Origin of the sequence: Trichormus sp. NMC-1 (genome assembly GCF_001858025.1) — a bacterium.
In the GTDB taxonomy this organism is placed as follows: Bacteria; Cyanobacteriota; Cyanobacteriia; order Cyanobacteriales; family Nostocaceae; genus Anabaena.
On the sequence record NZ_LZQD01000004.1, the window covers coordinates 173,134 to 193,640 of the forward strand.

General features: G+C 42.3%; 15 protein-coding genes and 1 pseudogene. 8 read left to right on the forward strand and 8 right to left on the reverse strand.

Annotated features, from left to right (window positions below):
• On the forward strand, window positions 1–840 hold an 840-nt coding region (locus A9Y75_RS14565; RefSeq protein WP_143046432.1), incomplete at its 5' end, for a UbiD family decarboxylase.
• Between the two features lie 486 nt (window positions 841–1,326).
• Entirely contained in the window at window positions 1,327–2,922 is a 1,596-nt protein-coding gene (locus tag A9Y75_RS14570; RefSeq protein WP_071190276.1) for a tetratricopeptide repeat protein, read from the forward strand.
• A 171-nt stretch (window positions 2,923–3,093) separates the two neighbouring features.
• Here the strand turns inward: A9Y75_RS14570 and A9Y75_RS14575 are convergent, their stop codons facing one another.
• Window positions 3,094–3,390, reverse strand: a complete 297-nt coding sequence (locus A9Y75_RS14575) for a DUF2288 domain-containing protein (RefSeq protein ID WP_071190278.1) — start codon at window positions 3,388–3,390, stop codon at window positions 3,094–3,096.
• Window positions 3,391–3,694: 304 nt separating this feature from the next.
• Entirely contained in the window at window positions 3,695–4,438 is a 744-nt protein-coding gene (gene fabG / locus A9Y75_RS14580; RefSeq protein WP_071190279.1) for a 3-oxoacyl-[acyl-carrier-protein] reductase, read from the reverse strand.
• A gap of 271 nt (window positions 4,439–4,709) precedes the next feature.
• Between fabG and trxA the strand changes: the two genes are divergently transcribed.
• Complete coding sequence (trxA, locus tag A9Y75_RS14585) at window positions 4,710–5,027, forward strand: thioredoxin (protein ID WP_071190281.1); 318 nt, start codon at window positions 4,710–4,712, stop codon at window positions 5,025–5,027.
• Between the two features lie 51 nt (window positions 5,028–5,078).
• On the opposite strand, the gene prmA is transcribed toward trxA, so the two are convergent.
• Window positions 5,079–5,999 (reverse strand): 50S ribosomal protein L11 methyltransferase, encoded by a 921-nt coding sequence (gene prmA / locus A9Y75_RS14590; protein WP_071190283.1) that lies wholly within the window; start codon window positions 5,997–5,999, stop codon window positions 5,079–5,081.
• 122 nt (window positions 6,000–6,121) lie between these two features.
• Window positions 6,122–7,702: a phosphoglycerate dehydrogenase gene (gene serA, locus A9Y75_RS14595; protein ID WP_071190284.1), complete on the reverse strand. Its 1,581-nt coding sequence runs from the start codon at window positions 7,700–7,702 to the stop codon at window positions 6,122–6,124.
• A gap of 327 nt (window positions 7,703–8,029) precedes the next feature.
• Between serA and A9Y75_RS14600 the strand changes: the two genes are divergently transcribed.
• Window positions 8,030–8,707, forward strand: coding sequence for a Uma2 family endonuclease (locus A9Y75_RS14600; protein ID WP_071190285.1), 678 nt, complete (start codon window positions 8,030–8,032; stop codon window positions 8,705–8,707).
• 118 nt (window positions 8,708–8,825) lie between these two features.
• On the opposite strand, the gene panB is transcribed toward A9Y75_RS14600, so the two are convergent.
• The 3 genes and pseudogenes from panB to A9Y75_RS26550 form a co-directional block, all read right to left on the reverse strand.
• Entirely contained in the window at window positions 8,826–9,596 is a 771-nt protein-coding gene (gene panB, locus A9Y75_RS14605; protein WP_071190286.1) for a 3-methyl-2-oxobutanoate hydroxymethyltransferase, read from the reverse strand.
• Between the two features lie 87 nt (window positions 9,597–9,683).
• Window positions 9,684–10,757: a two-component regulator propeller domain-containing protein gene (locus tag A9Y75_RS14610; protein ID WP_143046433.1), complete on the reverse strand. Its 1,074-nt coding sequence runs from the start codon at window positions 10,755–10,757 to the stop codon at window positions 9,684–9,686.
• A 466-nt stretch (window positions 10,758–11,223) separates the two neighbouring features.
• Window positions 11,224–11,706: pseudogene (locus A9Y75_RS26550) on the reverse strand (thioredoxin-like domain-containing protein); the annotation flags it as partial.
• Between the two features lie 38 nt (window positions 11,707–11,744).
• Here A9Y75_RS26550 and A9Y75_RS14620 point away from each other — a divergent pair.
• A complete protein-coding gene (locus A9Y75_RS14620; protein WP_071190289.1) occupies window positions 11,745–12,659 on the forward strand; it encodes a glutaminase in 915 nt (304 codons plus the stop codon).
• A gap of 43 nt (window positions 12,660–12,702) precedes the next feature.
• Here A9Y75_RS14620 and A9Y75_RS14625 read toward each other — a convergent pair whose 3' ends face one another.
• Complete coding sequence (locus A9Y75_RS14625; protein ID WP_343232431.1) at window positions 12,703–14,544, reverse strand: hypothetical protein; 1,842 nt, start codon at window positions 14,542–14,544, stop codon at window positions 12,703–12,705.
• A 389-nt stretch (window positions 14,545–14,933) separates the two neighbouring features.
• Between A9Y75_RS14625 and psaA the strand changes: the two genes are divergently transcribed.
• The 3 genes from psaA to A9Y75_RS14640 all read left to right on the forward strand — a co-directional run bounded on the left by psaA (window position 14,934) and on the right by A9Y75_RS14640 (window position 20,472).
• Window positions 14,934–17,192, forward strand: coding sequence for a photosystem I core protein PsaA (gene psaA / locus A9Y75_RS14630; protein ID WP_071190290.1), 2,259 nt, complete (start codon window positions 14,934–14,936; stop codon window positions 17,190–17,192).
• Window positions 17,193–17,312: 120 nt separating this feature from the next.
• The gene (gene psaB / locus A9Y75_RS14635) at window positions 17,313–19,544 is read left to right on the forward strand and encodes a photosystem I core protein PsaB (protein WP_016952351.1); all 2,232 of its coding nucleotides are present in this window, start codon (window positions 17,313–17,315) and stop codon (window positions 19,542–19,544) included.
• 289 nt (window positions 19,545–19,833) lie between these two features.
• Window positions 19,834–20,472, forward strand: a complete 639-nt coding sequence (locus A9Y75_RS14640; protein WP_071190291.1) for a bifunctional 4-hydroxy-2-oxoglutarate aldolase/2-dehydro-3-deoxy-phosphogluconate aldolase — start codon at window positions 19,834–19,836, stop codon at window positions 20,470–20,472.
• Window positions 20,473–20,507 lie beyond the last annotated feature (35 nt).

Genomic DNA, 20,507 nt, shown 5'->3' on the forward strand with positions numbered 1-20,507 from the left:
CCCCCAGCCACACCCATTCCTGTAGATTTATCAGAATGGTTATTTGCAGGGCTATATGGCGGTTCTGGAGTCAACTTAGCCAAGTGTAAAACCGTAGATTTGGAAGTTCCCGCAGATTCAGAATTTGTCTTAGAAGGGACAATTACACCAGGGGAAGTTTTACCAGATGGCCCCTTTGGTGATCATATGGGTTATTACGGTGGTGTGGAAGATTCGCCGTTGGTGCGGTTTCAGTGTATGACACACCGCAAAGATCCAATTTATTTAACCACATTTAGCGGTCGTCCACCCAAAGAAGAAGCGATGATGGCGATCGCACTCAACCGCATCTATACCCCTATTTTACGACAACAAGTATCCGAAATAGTCGATTTCTTCCTACCAATGGAAGCATTGAGTTATAAAGCGGCGATTATTTCCATAGATAAAGCTTATCCCGGACAAGCAAGAAGAGCAGCCTTAGCTTTTTGGAGTGCATTACCCCAATTCACATATACCAAATTTGTCATCGTTGTTGATAAAGATATCAACATTCGTGATCCCCGTCAAGTCGTCTGGGCAATTAGTTCTAAAGTAGACCCTTCACGGGATGTATTCATATTACCAAATACCCCCTTTGACACCTTAGATTTTGCTAGTGAAAAACTCGGTTTAGGTGGTAGGATGGGAATTGATGCAACCACAAAAATTCCCCCAGAAACAGAACATGAATGGGGTGAACCATTAGAATCAGACGCTGATGTTTCCGCAATGGTAGAAAGACGTTGGGCTGAATATGGTTTAGGAGATTTAAAACTAGGAGAAGTTGATCCCAATTTGTTTGGTTATGATATGAAGTAATATCAATACTTACCCCTTCCTGAAAGGCCACGATGTACACATCTCTTTACCCAGAGGGAGTTTTCAGCCATAAGAAAGAACATAAGATGGAAAATCCAGGTCCCCTCTTCGCTTGCGGGGAGGGGCTAGGGGTGGGGTGTTATAGCTGGAGGAAAACGCTTTAATCTCAAATTAAGCCTAAAGAGTAAATCAAAGAAGGCAATGTCATATTAACATTAAAAAACTGGGGAACATAAACGGATATAAATTTCCCGATTTTTATCGGTAAACGCCCTTCTTCGTTAAAACTTACTGCTATTGACAACTACAAGCCATAGCAAAAACTTATAGACAATTTTATCATAGAGTTTCATTTACAAGTATCTACAATAAGTCTTACATGAAACAGATCAAGCTACCAAATCAGGGAGATAGGGTGCTATCTATTTACGCAAACCACATATTTTCATACAATAAGTCAAACAAAAGAACGCAGAACTATAATAAATGGATTGGATTACCCTGCTGCGATCGCTACAGTCTGACTTTCTGAAAAGGTTAAAATCTGGTTGTCTCCTTCACTGTGAAACCCCAGGTGAACATAGTGAATTAACTATTATATCTGGAGAAAGATTAAAAGCATTAAGAGATTTTTGTTGGTTGATGGCGGAAAAATATAAGCGGACTTCTCCAGTTCGTGACGTTTTTATTAACAACCTTAAAGGTAAATTAGGTGAAGAAGTAGTCAAAGAGCGTTTAGCAAATTTTATTACTGAAGTCGATTATGAAAAACGCTTCGGTGGTGATGGTAAAAGTGATTTTACACTCACTTCAGACTCTTCCATTGGTGTTGAAGTTAAATCTCGTCATGGTACTATTGATAAAGTAAGATGGTCAGTTGGTTCAGCAGAAGTAGAAAAAAATGCCGTTATCGTCTGCATTTTGATTCAAGAAGAGGTGAACGAAGCCCAATCTAAATATCACCTTTTTTTAGCTGGGTTTCTCCCTACCAAAATGATTAAATTGAAAACTGGAAAAATTTCCTTTGGCATCAATCAATTGTTATATGCTGGAGGTTTATGGTGCTATCTAGAACAATTGCAAGCTTCTACAAACCATAAAAATCAAATTCTTAAACCAACACCTCCGCTATCCCATCAGCAATTATTAGTTCCCAAAGTTTATCCAGAAATAGATAAACACTCTACACCAGATTTAACTATTTTTTATATCAAAACAGGTGATAATTTTTTAAAAAAAGGCGATTATGCAGCAGCAATTAATAACTACAATCAAGCCTTAAAAATCAAACCTCATGATGCTGATATTTATTACAAATTAGGATTAGTGTATTATCAATTAGGTGATTATCAAACAGCAATTATAGATTATACTCAGGCAATTAATATTAATATTAGTGAGGGCAAAGCTTACAATAAAAGAGGTTTAACATATTATCAAATCGGTAATTATCAAGCAGCAATTGAAGATTACACCCAAGCAATTAGAATTAACCCTGATATTGCCATTAATTACAAAAACCGTGCTGATGCTCGTTCTCAAATCGGTGATAATCAAGGAGCAATTGAAGATTACACCCAGGCAATTACAATTAATCCTCATTATGCCACTACTCACAAAAATAGAGGAATTGCTCGCTACCTTCTAGATAATCAGCAGAAATTAATTCATAATAAAATTGCTCCCGATGATGCCGTTGCTTATAAAAATAGAGGCAATACTCGTTCTGATTTAGGAGACTTTGAAGGGGCAATTGCAGATTACACTCAAGCAATCCAAATTAATTCTCATTATGTTGATGCTTATTATAACAGAGGTAATGCCCATTCAGATTTAGGAAACTATGAAGCGGCAATAGATGATTTTAGTCTAGTAATTAAAATTAATTATAATTATCCAGATGCTTATTATAATCGTGGTAATGCGCGATTGGGAATAGGAGAAAAGCAAGGTGCAATTGAGGATTTTCAGAAAGCAGCAGACTTATATTGGAAAGAAGGAAAGTTAGAAGAACATAAAGATACCCGTGCCAGAATTTTAGATTTAGAAATAGAAAAATCTTTAGATATTTTAAATTTCTGAAAAATAGTCACACTCTTAAGAAACACAGGTGACAGGTGACAGGTGATAGAAAGAAGGAAAGAGGTAATAGTTAGTTGTGTTTCTTTCTTATGTCGTGGGAGCGCAAACCGCGCCCCTCGGAGACTCATATCTTGCACCATCATCTTTGCCGCAAAATTAAAGTCGATAACCTCAGCTTGCCATTATTTCTTGCACTAGTACATAAGGTTCGACGATGAGGGCATTAAATCGCTTGCTGCGGTTGTAATTCCACTCTCCCACCTGATCTACTGTGGGTTTGGCAATCAATTGCTCACTTATCCATTGTTGCACAGAAGGAATATCATCACCTGCGATCGCAACTCCCACATCTAGTAAATCTAACCCATCTGCTACAACAATCACCGTATCCTTTTGTACATGGGGAATGAGCCAATCCCATTCTGCTTCATCCAGGTTTTGCTCTAATTCTGATCTTAAATCCGACATAATTCCCGACTTGTGCTAACTAATCTTAATTCTACATGATTTGTTAATTTGAGCAAAATAATTTGGTAGCGAACTGCAAAAATGGTATTTGCTATTTGATTCAAAAATGAAATTAACAAATAACAAATAACCGCTAAATTAGCTGTGTTACCTGCTTACAAAAAAACGGCTTTCATTTCCTTCCTAAAAGCGAGAATATGAAAGCCGATTAATATCAATTCACTTAATTAAAGCTACAAATGAATCTTTCCTTCTCCGCGTCTCCCCGTCTGTCCATTTGTATGAACTTTAAAGTAAAACAGTATTATGCCATCACCATACCGCCATCAACATTAAAGACTTGCCCAGTAATGTAGGCTGCGGCTGGATCGGCTGCTAGAAACCGCACCATGCCAGCAATTTCTTCTGGTTGACCAAAACGCCCTAGAGGGATGTATTGCAGGATGCCTTCGGCTTTGATATCGCTAGTCATATCGGTGGTGATGAACCCAGGGGCAACTGCGTTGACTGTGATTCCACGGGAAGCTAGTTCTTTAGCAACAGTTTTGGTAAAACCGATGACACCTGCTTTGGCTGCGCTGTAGTTCGCTTGTCCAGGATTGCCCATTTGTCCGGCAACGGAGGCAATGTTGATAATTCTGCCTGAACGTTGCTTCAGCATGATTTTACTGACAGCTTTGGTACATAAGAAAACACCAGTTAGATTTAGGTCTATGACTGCTTGCCAATCTTCTAGTTTCATCCGCAATAGTAGTGTATCGCGGGTAATGCCTGCATTATTGACCAAGATATCTACTCGGTTAAACTTATCTATAGTGCTATTCACTAGTGCATCTACTTGTTCTGCTTGAGAAACATCGGCTTGCAGGGCGATAGCTTCTCCTCCATCTGCTGTAATTTCGGCTACTAGGCTTTCAGCAGCAGCGCTAGAATTGGCATAGTTGACAACGACTTTTGCATTTTGGGATGCTAGTTGTAAAGCGATCGCTCTACCAATTCCTCTCGATGCTCCGGTAACAATTGCCACTTTATCTTTTAATAAAGTCATTTAATGCTCCTCAATCTTTTAAATACCGCGCTAATTATCTTATGGTGATTTGGGGAATATGTGATACCGTTTTACTTTAAGGTTGATACAAATGGATAGATGCGGAGATTCATTTGTAGTTTTAATTAAGTCTTGAGTTATTTAATATTTTCTGGGGCAAATTAGCGAATTTTGTCCAAATTAACAATTTTGCTAAAAAACCATTAAATTACACCGATCCTATATCGTAAGAATTACCATTAAAACAAACAATTAAAAATTGGTGTATGTCATGACAACGAAAAAGCAATTTAACAGCTTTGAAGAAATGCTATCTGGTTCTGATGTACCTGTGTTAGTAGATTTTTATGCTGACTGGTGTGGGCCCTGTCAGATGATGGTGCCAATTTTAGAACAAGTCAATGCTCAACTAAAAGACCGTTTGCGTATTGTCAAGATTGACACAGAAAAGTACACAGATTTGGCCACCCAGTATCGAATTGAGGCTTTACCAACCCTGGTATTGTTTAAGCAGGGTCAGCCAGTGCATCGGATTGAGGGTGTAGTGCAAGCACCACAGTTAGTCCAACATCTTAAAACCTTGATTTAACACTTTTCAGTTATCAGTGAACAGTAAATATACTGCTAACTGATAACTGGTTTAAGAGCGTCTTGCATTCAAGCAACACCATTCTTTTCTTTTCCACAGAGTAGCAACAATCCAGCCATTTTGCTCTAAGGCATCGGCAACGGCTTTAGATTGCTCCAGTAAAATCCCACTGAAAATACCCCAAGTAGTAGCTTTAGTGATAGCTTTCATTTCGGGTAGTAACTCAATAATCACATCAGCTAAAATATTGCAGACAATACCATCAACTGGTTGACTAATCAGTTTTGTCAAAATGTCTACACTCCCCAGGGCTGGGATCAAGCATTCTGGATTAATATCATTGAGGGCGCGATTGCTGATGGTTGATTGTACTGCTAAAGGATCATTATCGACTGCATAAGCTTTTTCTACTCCTAGTAGTAGTGCGCCAATAGAAAGAATACCGGAACCACAACCGATATCCGCAATTACTAGGGGTTCTTTTTGGTCAACCTTAGCAATAAAAGCTTCAGGAACTTCACTAAGACGCATTTCTAGCGATTCTAAACATAACTGGGTTGTGGCATGATTTCCTGTACCAAATGCCACACCTGGATCAAGACGAATTACCAAACGTTCTAATGAATCAGGTAGTGGTAGCCATGCGGGATTAATCAGGAAGCGATCGCCTATTTCCTGTGGTTGCCAATATTGTTTCCAGCTACTAGCCCAATCTTCCTCATCAATCAAATTCCAGTGCAGTAGCGGAGATGGTAATCCTATACATAAAGCATCTTGGCGCAACCATAGTGACAGTGCCGACAAATCCAGTAGCTGTGCTTGAAAGTGTGGCAAATAAGCCTTGACTAGTGAGGAATTGCCTTTGCTTTCACAAGCTGTACCACGACAGCCAAAAATATCCAGTCGCCAAAAGATAGAATCTTCTAGATCTGGATCACATAAAATTTTTAATTCCCACCACGTGTTTGCCATAGAATTTTAGATTTTAGATTTTAGATTTTAGATTGGTAATGGCTAATGGCTAATGGGTAATTGGAAAAAACAATTACTTGTTACCTGTTTTCAATCCAAAATCCAAAATCCAAAATCCAATATTAAAGTGTTACTGTATACGCATCTCGAATCCCAGGTACTTTGGTAATTTCATCCAAAATCCCATCGGGTAAGGGATCATCAATACTCAAAGCCATTACAGCATCACCACGGACAATTTTTCGCCCTACCTGCATACTGGCAATATTGACATTAAAGCTGCCAAGCAGGGAACCAAGTTTCCCGATAATTCCTGGCATATCGCGGTGTAGGGTAAACAGCATATATTTAGTAGGTGGAACGTTAATGGGGAAACCGTCAACGTCAGTCAGGTGGATTTCTTTATCACCTAACAAAGCACCAGTGACTGAATGAGTACCTAAAGTCCCTGTAGCTTCCAGATGTAGCGAACCAGCATAATCTCGCGCCGAGGCATCACGGGTTTCAATGACTCTAATGCCACGTTCTTTGGCTTCTATGCTGGCATTGACATAGTTTACCCGTTCCCGTAGGGCTTGATAAAGTAGTCCTTTTAGGGCTGCTACCACCAAAGGCTGACTCTTATTTGTTGCCAGTTCTCCTTGCAAGGTAACATTAAGTGTTTCCACCCGTCCACCAACTAGTTGTCCTACCAAGTTACCCAAGGTTTCGGCCAACTGCATATAGGGCTTGAGTTCTTCCAAGATATCGGGGCTGAGTCCGGGAATGTTAACGGCCGAACGGGCTGGTAGTCCTAAAAGCACATCCCGAATTTGTTCAGCTACATCTATGGCTACGTTTACTTGGGCTTCGCTGGTGGATGCACCTAAGTGGGGAGTGAGGATCAGGTCTTTTCCGAGCGATCGCAATTCTGATTCCCCTAGAGGTTCAGACTCGAACACATCTAAAGCTGCACCACCAATTTTACCCTCTTTAATTGCTGCTGCCAAAGCCGCTTCATCAATGATGCCACCACGAGCGCAATTGATAATTCTCGCAGTCGGTTTCATCTTCGCCAAAGTTGTGGCGTTGATTAAATGGGTAGTTTCTGGGGTTTTGGGGATGTGTAGTGTGATATAGTCCGCTTGCTGAAACAGCAAATCTAAATCCACCAACTGACAGCCAAGTTGTTCAGCCCGTTCTGTAGAAATAAAGGGATCATAAGCTAACAGTTTCATTCCCATAGCTCTAGCTACAGACGCAACATGAGAGCCAATTTTACCTAAGCCGACAACGCCGAGAGTTTTTTTGTATACTTCTGCACCTACAAAAGTTTTACGATCCCACTCACCGCGTTTGACTGAAGCATTTGCATCTGGGATATGACGAGATAAAGATAACATCATCGCCAGGGCGTGTTCAGCCGCAGCAATGGTGTTTCCTTCAGGAGAGTTAACAACTACAATACCTTTGCGGGTTGCAGCAGGAACATCGACATTATCTACACCCACACCAGCACGGCCAATAATTTTTAATTGTGTGCCAGCTTCAATAATTTCTTGAGTGACGCGGGTTCCAGAACGGATCATCAGCGCGTCATACTCACCAATAATTTCTATCAATTCTGCTGGTTTAAGACCTGTCTTGACATCAACCGTAGCAACTTGGGAAAGAATGTCAATACCAGCCTGGTCAATAGGATCGGAGACAAGAACCTTGGACATGATTACTTCATTTAAATTTACAGGTTTTGCGGCACAAGACTTTTAAGTTTAGTCTTTATCTGTGACAATTCTGCAAAAAAATTATGCGTGCCTATATCAAATGAGCTTTTATCGAAAAAATGCTCTTACACGGAAACGGGTAGCTTCCCAGGGTCTGAGTCCCCCACCCGCAATCCCCCTGTCTCTTCTTCAATCAGATCTGATCTTGATAGTATCAGAGCTTTTATCGAGTCAGCAGGGACTGTCAATACTGTTTTGGTTAGGTTTAAGTGTCGCTTAAACAGACATACAATTCTATAATTGTTGTGAGTGTTGGGGAAAGTAGTTATGTTAAATTTCAACCTGCCAAGGTACTTACCCTCTGCTGAAGAATTACCCGACTCTGATGAAACACCTGTGGATAACGAACTGCAAGAATTAATTCCAGGATTGCTGAAAGCGATACTGCTGACACTTTGGGCAGAACGCATGGACTGGTTTTTTGGAGTAAATATGGGTATTTATTATCACCCAGATGAACTACCGATTGTACCAGATGGGTTTCTTAGCTTGGGGGTAGAACGCTGTTACGATGAGGAACTACGCCCTAGTTATGTGTTGTGGGATGAAAACGTTGTCCCAATTTTGGTGCTAGAAGTAGTTTCCCCAAATTACCGTAAGGAATATAGCATTAAATTGGATGAATATGCCGCTTTAGGAGTGCTGTACTATGTGATTTATTCTTCCCGTCGTCGTCGCCAACCGAGGTTGGAAGTGCATAAATTAGTCAATGGTAAGTATGAGTTACAGGAAAGCAGTCCTGTTTGGCTACCAGAAATCGGTTTAGGAATTGGTTGTGAACGAGGCAATTATGGCGGGATAACGAGGGAATGGTTGTATTGGTATGACGAATCAGGAAGACGTTATCTGACACCCCAAGAACAGATTCACGAAGTACAAAACCACGTCATCAAGCTGGAGGATAAATTGCGTGAGTTAGGAATAGATCCAGAAAGTTTAAGGTGACACTCTTACGCTCCAGATGGGGACGCGGGGACACGGAGATGGGGAGATGGGGAGACGCGGAGAAATAATTATCTACTGCCTCCTGCCCCCTGCACCCTGCTTCCTACCCCCTGCTAGATTATGGAAATTGCCGATCGCGCACTTCCACAGCGTAGTCCTGGACGGCTTTGGTAATTGTTTCTCGTAGATTTGTATAAACTTTGGCAAAGGGTGGCTGCTTTTCTGAAAGTCCTAAAATATCAGCAGTCACTAAAACTTGCCCATCACAATCTGAACCTGCGCCAATGCCAATAGTGGGAATACGGAGTTTTTGAGTGATTTGTAATGCTAGATGGGCGGGGATATGTTCTAATACTATTGAAAATACACCAGCTTGTTCGAGAGCGATCGCTTGATTTAAAATTCTCTCCCCTGCTTCTGGGGTTTTTCCCTGTTGTCGCAAACCCAGTTGATGTACCGATTGGGGTGTCAAACCCACATGACCCATCACGGGAATACCAGCTTGTACCAACCGCTCTATAGTCTCGACCATTGCGGGATAACCACCCTCTAATTTTACAGCCTGCGCTCCAGTTTCTTTCAGCACCCGTCCGGCTGATTGCATTGCTTGTTGAATACTTTCTTGATAAGTCAAAAATGGTAAATCTACAACGACTAAAGCATTTTTCACACCACGACGCACAGCTTTAGCATGGTGTATCATTTCTTCTAAAGTAACTGGCAGAGTGGTTTCATAACCAAGCACGACTGCCAAAGAATCACCTACAAGGATTAAGTCTACACCAGTTGCGTCGAGGAGTTGAGCGATCGCATAATCCCAGGCAGTCAAAGCGACAATTGAACGTCCCTGCTGTTTCCATTGAATTAATTGCTGGGTAGTAACTGCCATAAATAATTTTAAATTTTAGATTTTAGATTTTAGATTGGGTAATGGGTAATGGGTAAGAGTTTTTTACCAATCACCAATTACCAACCCCTACTTTACAAACCGACCAAAACCGAAATGAGGTCGCGCCAGATCCATTGTAGGCATTAACCAAGCCAGTCCCTCGCTGGTTCCCACCCACAATTTATTGCCGATATCAGGTGCAAGGGTCAAAACCCGGCTAGAAGGAAGTCCAGCAACTCGATCTAACAAAGCTCCTGTATTTGGATTTAATCTTAACAACCCATTGGTAGTCCCAACCCAAACGCTACCATCTTGAGCAAAGCGAATTGAAGTCACATTTCTTCCCCGCAAAGGAGTTACAGACCTCAGCACAATCCCATTTTTAGGGTTAATTACTAACAAATTATTCGGCATTCCCGCCCAGATTAACCCTTCAGGACTGATAGCTAAAGTTTGCACAGTTGATCCTGGTAAACTGCCGATTCGCTTCATAATCAAACCACTAGCAGTATTTACCCGCACTAATCCATCCAAAGTCCCTACCCAAAGTTGACCCTCAGCATCTAGAGTCATAGCGTTGGCGCTAACACCAGGTAAATTTTTAACTGTTGTCATCACCAAACCTTGGTCAGGACTAATTAGAACTAAACCACTATCAGTTCCCGTCCACAAATAACCGCGTTTATCAATTAATAGCGATAATACCCGCTTAGAAGGTAGTAATAAATTTTGGGCTGTAATTTCATTAGTGCGGGGATCAACTCGTGTTAAACCTTCATAATTTCCCACCCACAAACGACCGACTTTATCTTGAGCTAAAGAACCAATAGCAATATTTGGTAAACTAATGCGAGCAATAATATTACCCGTATTCGGGTCAATGCGCGATAAACCTCGCCAAGAACCTACCCAAAGATTACCAGCAAAATCTCCTAGTAAGTTAGTAATACGATAATCAGTTTCTACTTCCCTTTCTAGCACTTCTCGCTCATTGGGTAAGGGATCTATTCGCTTTGGGGGTGGTGCGGCTGGATAAGTGGAGGTAGAATTGGGTTGATTGAGACTGGGATTTGTGTCTGTATTACTACTATTCTCAACCTTTTGGGCTGTAGCTGGTGTTACCATGCTTGGTAAAGCTATTAATCCCAGCAAGGCGGACATTATCAATAAATTAGTATGCTTGTGAGATAAAGTCACGGTGATATTCCTTTTGATAGAAGTATCCAATTAATAACTTAAAGTAACCTGAAAAGTCTTTGGTGTAGATAGGAAAAATAATAGACATCTCCAGAAAAGTAGAGACGTTCCATGGAACGTCTCTACAAGGGTTCTAGGAAACGCATATTTAATTTTCACTCCTATGTCTAATGGCTTAGGGATTTACACAGAAATATAATACCAGCTATTGTAAATTTGTACGCATACGGTTAAGTATGTCAGAAAGATACGTAGGGTGCGTTAGAGATAGTAAGTTGTAAATTTTCAGGATACAGCGGCTAGATGGGTTCTCTCTTAAGCTACCTTGAGTTGTGTCACTTGAACATCCTCCCACATATTAAATAAATCCCCTTGTCAATAGGGTTTGAGATGCGATAACCCTGGTAATTAATGGTTGATGGCGTTTTTATAAATTGAATTCGAGTTGTTGAAAATTAATTTTATCTTGATGTTGATTAATAGATTGAATAATGATACTTTCAATAAGTTGTAAATTTCCTTCACCAGAAACTTAACTAATTCCATAACCTTGTGGATCTATAATTATTAAGGTAGACCAAGCGCGAACAGTATACTCATCCCAAACTCGAAAACCAATATCCACTAAAACTGGATGTTCAATGTCATAGTGCAGAACGGCTTGACAAATATTTTCGATTTATTTTTCGTTGGCAAATTTAGCAGAGTGAACACCGATAATTGTCAGGCTATCTTGATATTTACATTCTAAATATTTCAGGTCTGGTAATATGTGTAAACAGTTGATACAACAGTATGTCCAAAAGTCTAAAATTATGACTCTACCTTTGAGTGATTTTAGCGATAAAGGTTTATCTGTATTCAGCCAAGGATAATTTTGTGGTAATTCTGGTGATCTAACACGGGGAATCATAGTATTTTAAGATTGTAGATTTTAGGTCAAAATCGGTTTTGATAGAACTGGAAAAAATCAATATAAATAATTTATCTCTTTGGGTACAACAAGCTAAAAACCAAGCTGTACAGGGACGAGTTATTGAACGTATTCCACCTTTAGCTATAGCTAACCCTAGCTGGTTTGCTGTTAATATCTGCTGTGAATCAGGTGCAAGTTACAGTTTAGGAGATACCGCTTGTGTATTTCCTTTAATGAGTCTAATTAAGCCATTCTCCCTATTATATCTGCTGGAATATTTCGGAGCAAAAAAGGTGTCAGAATGGGTTGGGTTTGAACCCTCAGCAGCACCTTTCAATTCTTTAGAACAGTTAATTGCTGATAATGGGTATCCACGCAATCCGATGATTAATAGTGGTGCTATTACCTTAGCTGATAAGTTACCAGGAAAGGATGGGAATACTCGCACGCAGTTATTCTGTCAATGGTTAAATCAATTAGCAGGGTGTCAATTGGAGTTAGATAAAGAGTTGCTGAGTTCAGTTCGCGCTACTCGTTCACCAGCAAATTTAGCGATCGCTCACCATCTTATCAAAACTGGACATATCCAAAATCTGGAAATTGCTCTTGACACTTACGAACAAATATGCTGTATTTCTGGAAATGTACAGGACTTAGCCTTATTAGGAAATTCATTAGCTTGTAATAGCAGTTCTATAAACTCAGAAAACCGCAACATCGTCAACACTGTGATGTTAACTTGTGGATTATATGAGGCTTCTGCTCGGTATGCCATTAAGATTGGTTTACCCATGAAATCGGGTATTGGTGGGGGTTTATTAGCAATAGTACCAAATCAGGGAGCTATCGCTTGCTACAGTCCTGCCTTGGATAGTATAGGCAATCCTGTGGCAGGACTGACATTTATTGAAGCTTTATCCTCAGAGTTGAAACTAAATATGAATCATTAACCGCAGACAAAAATTCAACGTTCAAAAGATTTTCAGACTCTTCTTACACAGCTATGGGAGGGTTTAGCTGTTTTTTGGAAGGTGTTGGTATGAATTTCGGCTGTAGTTCTGGTGCTGCAAATTTAATAGCAGGAGGTGTGGGTGTAATTTCAGGTTGAGGTTCCGGTATTTTGTCAACTTTGGGAATTGGTGTCGTTTGGATTTCGGGAACTAGTTGCGTTTCTATCTCCGGTTGAGGTTCCGGTATTTTGTCAACTTTGGGAATTGGTGTCGTTTGGATTTCGGGAACTAGTTGCGTTTCTATCTCCGGTTGAGGTTCCGGTATTTTGTCAACTTTGGGAATTGGTGTCGTTTGGATTTCGGGAACTAGTTGCGTTTCTATCTCCGGTTGAGGTTCCGGTATTTTGTCAACTTTGGGAATTGGTGTCGTTTGGATTTCGGGAACTAGTTGCGTTTCTATCTCCGGTTGAGGTTCCGGTATTTTGTCAACTTTGGGAATTGGTGTCGTTTGGATTTCGGGAACTAGTTGCGTTTCTATCTCCGGTTGAGGTTCCGGTATTTTGTCAACTTTGGGAATTGGTGTCGTTTGGATTTCGGGAACTAGTTGCGTTTCTATCTCCGGTTGAGGTTCCGGTATTTTGTCAACTTTGGGAATTGGTGTCGTTTGGATTTCGGGAACTAGTTGCGTTTCTATCTCCGGTTGAGGTTCCGGTATTTTGTCAACTTTGGGAATTGGTGTCGTTTGGATTTCGGGAACTAGTTGCGTTTCTATCTCCGGTTGAGGTTCCGGTATTTTGTCAACTTTGGGAATTGGTGTCGTTTGGATTTCGGGAACTAGTTGCGTTTCTATCTCCGGTTGAGGTTCCGGTATTTTGTCAACTTTGGGAATTGGTGTCGTTTGGATTTCGGGAATTTTAGGCGTATAATTCTGGTCTACGATACCCCGTACTTCATCAGCGGTTAGTTCTCCTCTGACAATTCTCGAAAGCGTGTCTTGACCGTTGGGTTGGTAGTTAATTAATCTGACTGTACTGTTAAAGGCATTTTTGACTGGGTTTCCCTGATTATCGAGAAATTCTAGTTTTACCCAAGATTTACCTGGCTTAAAGCCTTTAAGATATACTGTTTGCCAACGGTCAAGAACGAAATTTTCACCGTTAATCGTGCAGCGAATGCGCCAATTACTCATTGTGTCTTCCACATTATCTTCAGAAGCAATGTGTAAAGGCGCGTTAGTAAGATAAAAATCCAGCATAATCGGTTCTGCACCGTAACTGGCATTGGGACGACTGTAAGTTAATACCGGTAAATTAGGTTCAGGGTTGTTATCGTCAGTTTTAGTAAAAATGTGAAATGTTGTTTGGGCGTAAGCGCCCTCATTTTTAAAGCTTTCATACCAAGGACGAGAAGCAAATACACGTAAGGTATGACTACCTGGGGACAAGTTTGGCAAAATAAGAGGCTGACTGAGGTCGTAAACAGCTATATCAGGCTCATTATCAAGAATTAGGTTTAAATGAGGGCCTAATTGCCATTGTGGATCTTTGAATATTGGTAGATCCTTAACCTGTAAGCTGACTCTAACCGTATCGTCTTGTAAAACTTCATCCCCTTGCGGACTGAGAATTGTCACTTGTGGCTGATAACCTTCCAAGCTGGGGCGCAGTTCTTGGATAACATCTGGTGGGGTAGTTTCTGCAAATTGCCCAGAAATTGGGGATACTGGTGGCGCTTTTGTCCGATTGTCAATAGAGACTTCTTGACTTCCTGCCTTCTCAACACAACTGCATAAACTTAAGACCAACACCAATGTTATTAGCCATTTGAGGATCGGGAAACTCCTAGAGACGAGTTTCTCTAAAGCTATTTTACGCCTAGAGTTCATTTCTTTCGCCCTGTGATAGTCTTCAACGGTTAACAAATTATTGTGGCGCAAACTGTGCCTAGGGAACTATAGCCTAAAAGATCAAATTTGCTACCCTCAGTAGTACCTATAAGTTTTAAGAATTGTTATTCTTTGTAAATTAAATGGATAAGCTATTGACATTTTAACAATTTGTTTTACGTTAAAAGCCAGATAAGACAAGAAATCTGGCTATTTTTAATTATTGTTAAAATGTCTCTAACAAAGTACAAGTAGAGACTCTATAATTCAACAGAAACAACTATCCACACAGCGGGGTCATCGCGACTCCAGAAAACCTCTGGAATTGCGAGTAAACCTAACTATGTGGTATTCCTGAGTCCTCATTCCTTATTTAGAGAGGAGGTCGAATGACGATTAGTCCTCCGGAGCGAGAGGAAAAGAAAGCAAGAGTCATCGTTGACAATGATCCGGTACCTACCTCATTTCAAAAATGGGCGCAACCTGGACATTTCGACAGATCCTTAGCTAAAGGTCCAAAAACCACCACTTGGATTTGGAACCTGCACGCCCTCGCCCACGATTTTGACACTCATACAAGCGATCTAGAAGACATATCCCGCAAGATATTCGCCGCTCACTTTGGCCACCTGGCTGTAGTGACAATCTGGTTGAGCGGGATGTTATTCCATGGCGCTAAGTTCTCCAATTACGAAGCTTGGTTGAGCGATCCATTAGGCGTTAAGCCTAGCGCTCAAGTAGTGTGGCCTATTGTTGGACAAGACATTTTAAACGGTGATGTAGGCGGTGGCTTCCACGGCATTCAAATCACCTCTGGCTTGTTCCAAGTATGGCGAGGCTGGGGTATCACTAGCTCCTTCCAGTTATACGTAACTGCGATTGGTGGCTTGGTACTAGCAGGCTTGTTCCTATTTGCAGGTTGGTTCCATTACCACAAACGCGCTCCCAAACTGGAATGGTTCCAGAATGTGGAGTCAATGCTGAATCACCACTTATCAGTATTGCTAGGTTGTGGCTCCTTGGGATGGGCTGGTCACTTAATTCACGTCTCGGCACCAATCAACAAGCTATTGGATGCAGGCGTTGCCATTAAGGACATCCCCTTGCCCCATGAGTTCATTTTGAACAAAGATTTGTTGACAGAGTTGTATCCCAGCTTTGCCAGCGGTTTAACACCTTTCTTCACTTTGAACTGGGGAACTTATGCTGACATTCTGACCTTTAAAGGCGGTTTGAACCCCGTAACAGGCGGTTTGTGGATGACTGATATTTCTCATCACCACTTAGCGATCGCTGTACTGTTCATTATCGCTGGTCATATGTACCGCACCAACTGGGGTATCGGTCACAGCATCAAAGATATCCTAGAAAACCACAAAGGTCCTTTTACTGGCGAAGGTCACAAAGGTCTTTACGAAAACCTCACCACTTCTTGGCACGCTCAGTTGGCTACTAACCTAGCTTTCTTGGGTTCCTTGACAATCATCATCGCGCATCATATGTACGCGATGCCTCCCTATCCATACTTGGCAACTGATTACGCTACACAGTTGTGCATTTTCACTCACCATATTTGGATCGGTGGCTTCTTGATTGTGGGTGGTGCTGCTCACGCAGCGATATTCATGGTACGGGATTACGATCCCGTAGTTAACCAAAACAACGTGCTAGATCGGGTGATTCGTCACCGTGACGCTATCATCTCTCACCTGAACTGGGTATGTATTTTCCTTGGCTTCCACAGCTTTGGACTGTACATCCACAACGACACAATGCGTGCGTTGGGTCGTCCTCAAGATATGTTCTCCGACGCAGCAATTCAGTTGCAACCTGTGTTTGCTCAGTGGGTACAAAACCTGCACACACTAGCACCAGGCGGCACAGCACCCAATGCGTTAGCACCAGTTAGCTATGCTTTTGGTGGTGGTGTGTTGGCAGTAGGTGGAAAAGTCGCAATGATGCCCATAGCTTTGGGTACAGCAGACTTCTTGATTCACCACATTCACGCCTTCACCATTCACGTCACCGTTCTGATTCTGCTCAAAGGTGTACTGTACGCCCGCAGTTCTCGTCTGATTCCAGACAAGGCAAACTTGGGTTTCCGCTTCCCTTGCGACGGTCCTGGTCGTGGCGGTACCTGTCAAGTGTCTGGTTGGGATCACGTGTTCCTGGGACTGTTCTGGATGTACAACTCCCTGTCAATTGTGATTTTCCACTTCAGCTGGAAGATGCAATCTGATGTTTGGGGAACTGTAGACTCAGATGGTGTGGTAAATCACATCACTGGTGGCAACTTTGCTGAAAGTGCCATCACTATTAACGGCTGGTTGCGTGACTTCCTGTGGGCGCAAGCTACACAGGTAATCAACTCCTACGGAAGTGAATTTTCTGCTTATGGACTGATGTTCCTAGGCGCTCACTTTGTTTGGGCATTCAGCTTAATGTTCCTGTTCAGTGGTCGTGGCTACTGGCAAGAACTAATTGAGTCCATTGTTTGGGCGCACAATAAACTGAAAGTAGCACCAACAATTCAACCTCGCGCTTTGAGCATCACTCAAGGTCGGGCTGTAGGTGTAGCTCACTATCTATTAGGAGGAATTGCCACCACCTGGGCATTCTTCCACGCACACATCCTTTCAGTAGGGTAGTAATCAGTTGAATTTTGGATTTTGGATTTTAGATTTTAGATTTAGTCCAAAATCCAAAATCTAGAATCTAAAATTTTACTGATACCTGATGGCTAAAGGTCAGAGGACATATCAAAACCTATGGCAACAAAATTTCCAAAATTTAGCCAGGATCTCGCACAGGATCCGACTACTCGTCGGATTTGGTATGCGATCGCTACAGGCAACGACTTTGAAAGCCACGATGGCATGACGGAAGAAAATCTTTACCAAAAGATTTTCGCTACGCACTTCGGTCACTTGGCAATCATCTTCCTGTGGGCATCCAGCCTCCTGTTTCACGTAGCCTGGCAAGGTAACTTTGAACAGTGGATTAAAGATCCCCTTCACGTCCGTCCTATCGCTCACGCGATTTGGGACCCCCACTTCGGCTCGCCTGCGATTGAGGCTTTCACTCAAGCTGGCGCAAGCAACCCCGTAAACATTGCCTACTCTGGTGTTTACCACTGGTGGTACACAATCGGGATGCGGACAAACACAGAACTGTATACCGGTTCAGTTGGTCTTCTCCTATTGTCAGCAGTATTCTTGTTTGCAGGTTGGTTGCATTTGCAACCCAAGTTCCGTCCTAGTCTTTCTTGGTTCAAGAGTGCTGAACCCCGCCTGAACCACCACTTAGCTGGTTTGTTCGGTGTTAGCTCCTTGGCTTGGACTGGTCACTTGGTTCACGTTGCTATTCCTGAATCTCGTGGTATTCATGTAGGTTGGGATAACTTCTTAACTGTAGCTCCCCATCCAGAAGGTTTAACTCCCTTCTTCACTGGTAACTGGGGTGTTTACGCTCAGAACCCTGACACAGCCGGTCATCTGTTTGGTACTTCCACTGGTGCTGGTACAGCGATTCTCACCTTCTTGGGCGGTTTCCACCCCCAAACAGAATCCTTGTGGTTGACCGACATGGCTCACCACCACTTGGCGATCGCTGTAATCTTCATCATCGCCGGTCATATGTACCGCACTAACTTCGGAATTGGTCACAGCATCAAAGAAATGCTGAACTCCAAATCCGGTTTAGTTCCCGGTAGCAAGAGTGAAGGTCAGTTCAACCTGCCTCACCAAGGTCTGTACGACACCATCAATAACTCCCTGCACTTCCAACTGTCTTTGGCATTGGCAGCACTGGGAACTATTACTTCCTTGGTGGCGCAGCATATGTACGCCCTGCCTCCCTACGCATTCATTGCTAGGGACTACACAACACAGGCAGCATTGTACACACATCACCAGTACATCGCTGGTTTCTTGATGGTTGGTGCTTTTGCCCACGCTGCCATCTTCTGGGTACGTGATTACGACCCCGAACAAAACAAAGGCAACGTATTAGACCGGATTTTGCAGCACAAAGAAGCGATTATCTCCCACCTCAGCTGGGTATCTCTCTTCTTAGGCTTCCACACCTTGGGCTTGTACGTTCACAACGACGTAGTAGTTGCTTTCGGTACTCCTGAAAAGCAAATCTTGATTGAGCCAGTATTTGCTCAGTTCATTCAAGCTGCTCACGGTAAAGTACTATACGGTTTAGATACATTGCTATCTAACCCCGATAGCATCGCTTACACAGCCTACCCCAACTACGGTAACGTTTGGTTGTCTGGCTGGTTAGATGCCATTAACTCTGGTACTAACTCTCTCTTCTTAACAATCGGCCCTGGCGACTTCTTGGTACACCACGCGTTCGCTTTGGCTATTCACACCACCACCCTAGTACTTGTTAAAGGTGCTTTGGATGCTCGTGGTTCTAAGCTGATGCCCGATAAAAAGGACTTCGGCTATGCGTTCCCCTGCGACGGTCCCGGCCGTGGCGGTACTTGCGATATCTCCGCATGGGACGCTTTCTACCTGTCCATGTTCTGGATGTTGAATACCATTGGTTGGGTAACCTTCTACTGGCACTGGAAACATCTAGGTATTTGGCAAGGTAACGTTGCTCAGTTCAACGAAAACTCTACCTACTTGATGGGCTGGTTCCGTGACTACCTCTGGGCTAACTCTGCTCAGTTGATTAACGGTTACAACGCCTACGGCATGAACAACTTGTCTGTTTGGGCTTGGATGTTCCTCTTCGGACACCTGGTTTGGGCAACTGGTTTCATGTTCCTCATCTCTTGGAGAGGTTACTGGCAAGAGTTAATTGAAACCTTGGTTTGGGCGCATGAGCGTACTCCTCTAGCTAACTTGGTTCGCTGGAAAGATAAGCCCGTTGCTCTCTCCATTGTTCAAGCTCGTGTGGTTGGTTTAGCTCACTTCACCGTTGGCTACATCGTCACTTACGCGGCGTTCCTCATTGCCTCTACTGCTGGTAAGTTCGGTTGATCCTAACTACTAGTTTTAGGTAAGTTAAAAATCCCCTGCTGCAAGGTGGGGGATTTTTTTGTGGGTGGGATGCAGTATAGTTATAAACTTGTGATTTACCTCAATTAAAAAAATAATTGAGGTAATTTTTGTTGTGTTTATTGTTTACACAAATAATATAGCAATCCTATTTTTTATCTAAATTCCAGCGTATTGCAGGTAAATGATGTACAACATTGAAGAACAAAGCCTTATGCTAAGAGACTTTTAATCCTATTGCCTATTCCCTGTTGTATAAGTCACAGTCAAAATGTCCAATCAAGTTTGGTTATCACAGTTGCAGCAAAATCGAGCGATCGCAGTTATTCGCGCTCCTAAAATGGTATGGGGTGAAAAAATGGCTTCTTCTGTGGCTGCTGGAGGTATGCGTCTGATAGAAATTACCTGGAATAGCGATCGCGCTGCTGACTTAATCTTTCAACTCCGTACACAGTTACCGCACTGTCTGATTGGTACAGGAACGCTGTTTAATGTCCAACAGTTACAAGATGCGATCGCCGCTGGGGCGCAATTTCTCTTCACTCCCCACACTGACCCAGAAATGATCAAAGTTGCAGTCGCTAAAGATGTACCGATTATTCCTGGCGCACTCACACCTACGGAAATTGTTACCGCTTGGACTCAGGGCGCAAGTTGTGTCAAAGTCTTCCCTGTGCAATCAGTGGGTGGAACTAACTATATTCAAAGTTTACAAGCTCCCCTTGGTCATATTCCTCTAATTCCTACTGGGGGTGTAACGTTACAAAATGCTCAAGATTTTTTACAAGTTGGAGCAGTAGCTGTGGGTTTAAGTGGGGAATTATTCCCGAAAAAATGGGTATTAGAGGAAAATTGGCGGGCGATATCGGAGCAAGCTAAAAATCTCATGGCGACGTTAAATAGGTGTTAAATTTTCTTAAAGGCAACTGTAATAACTTGTAAGTG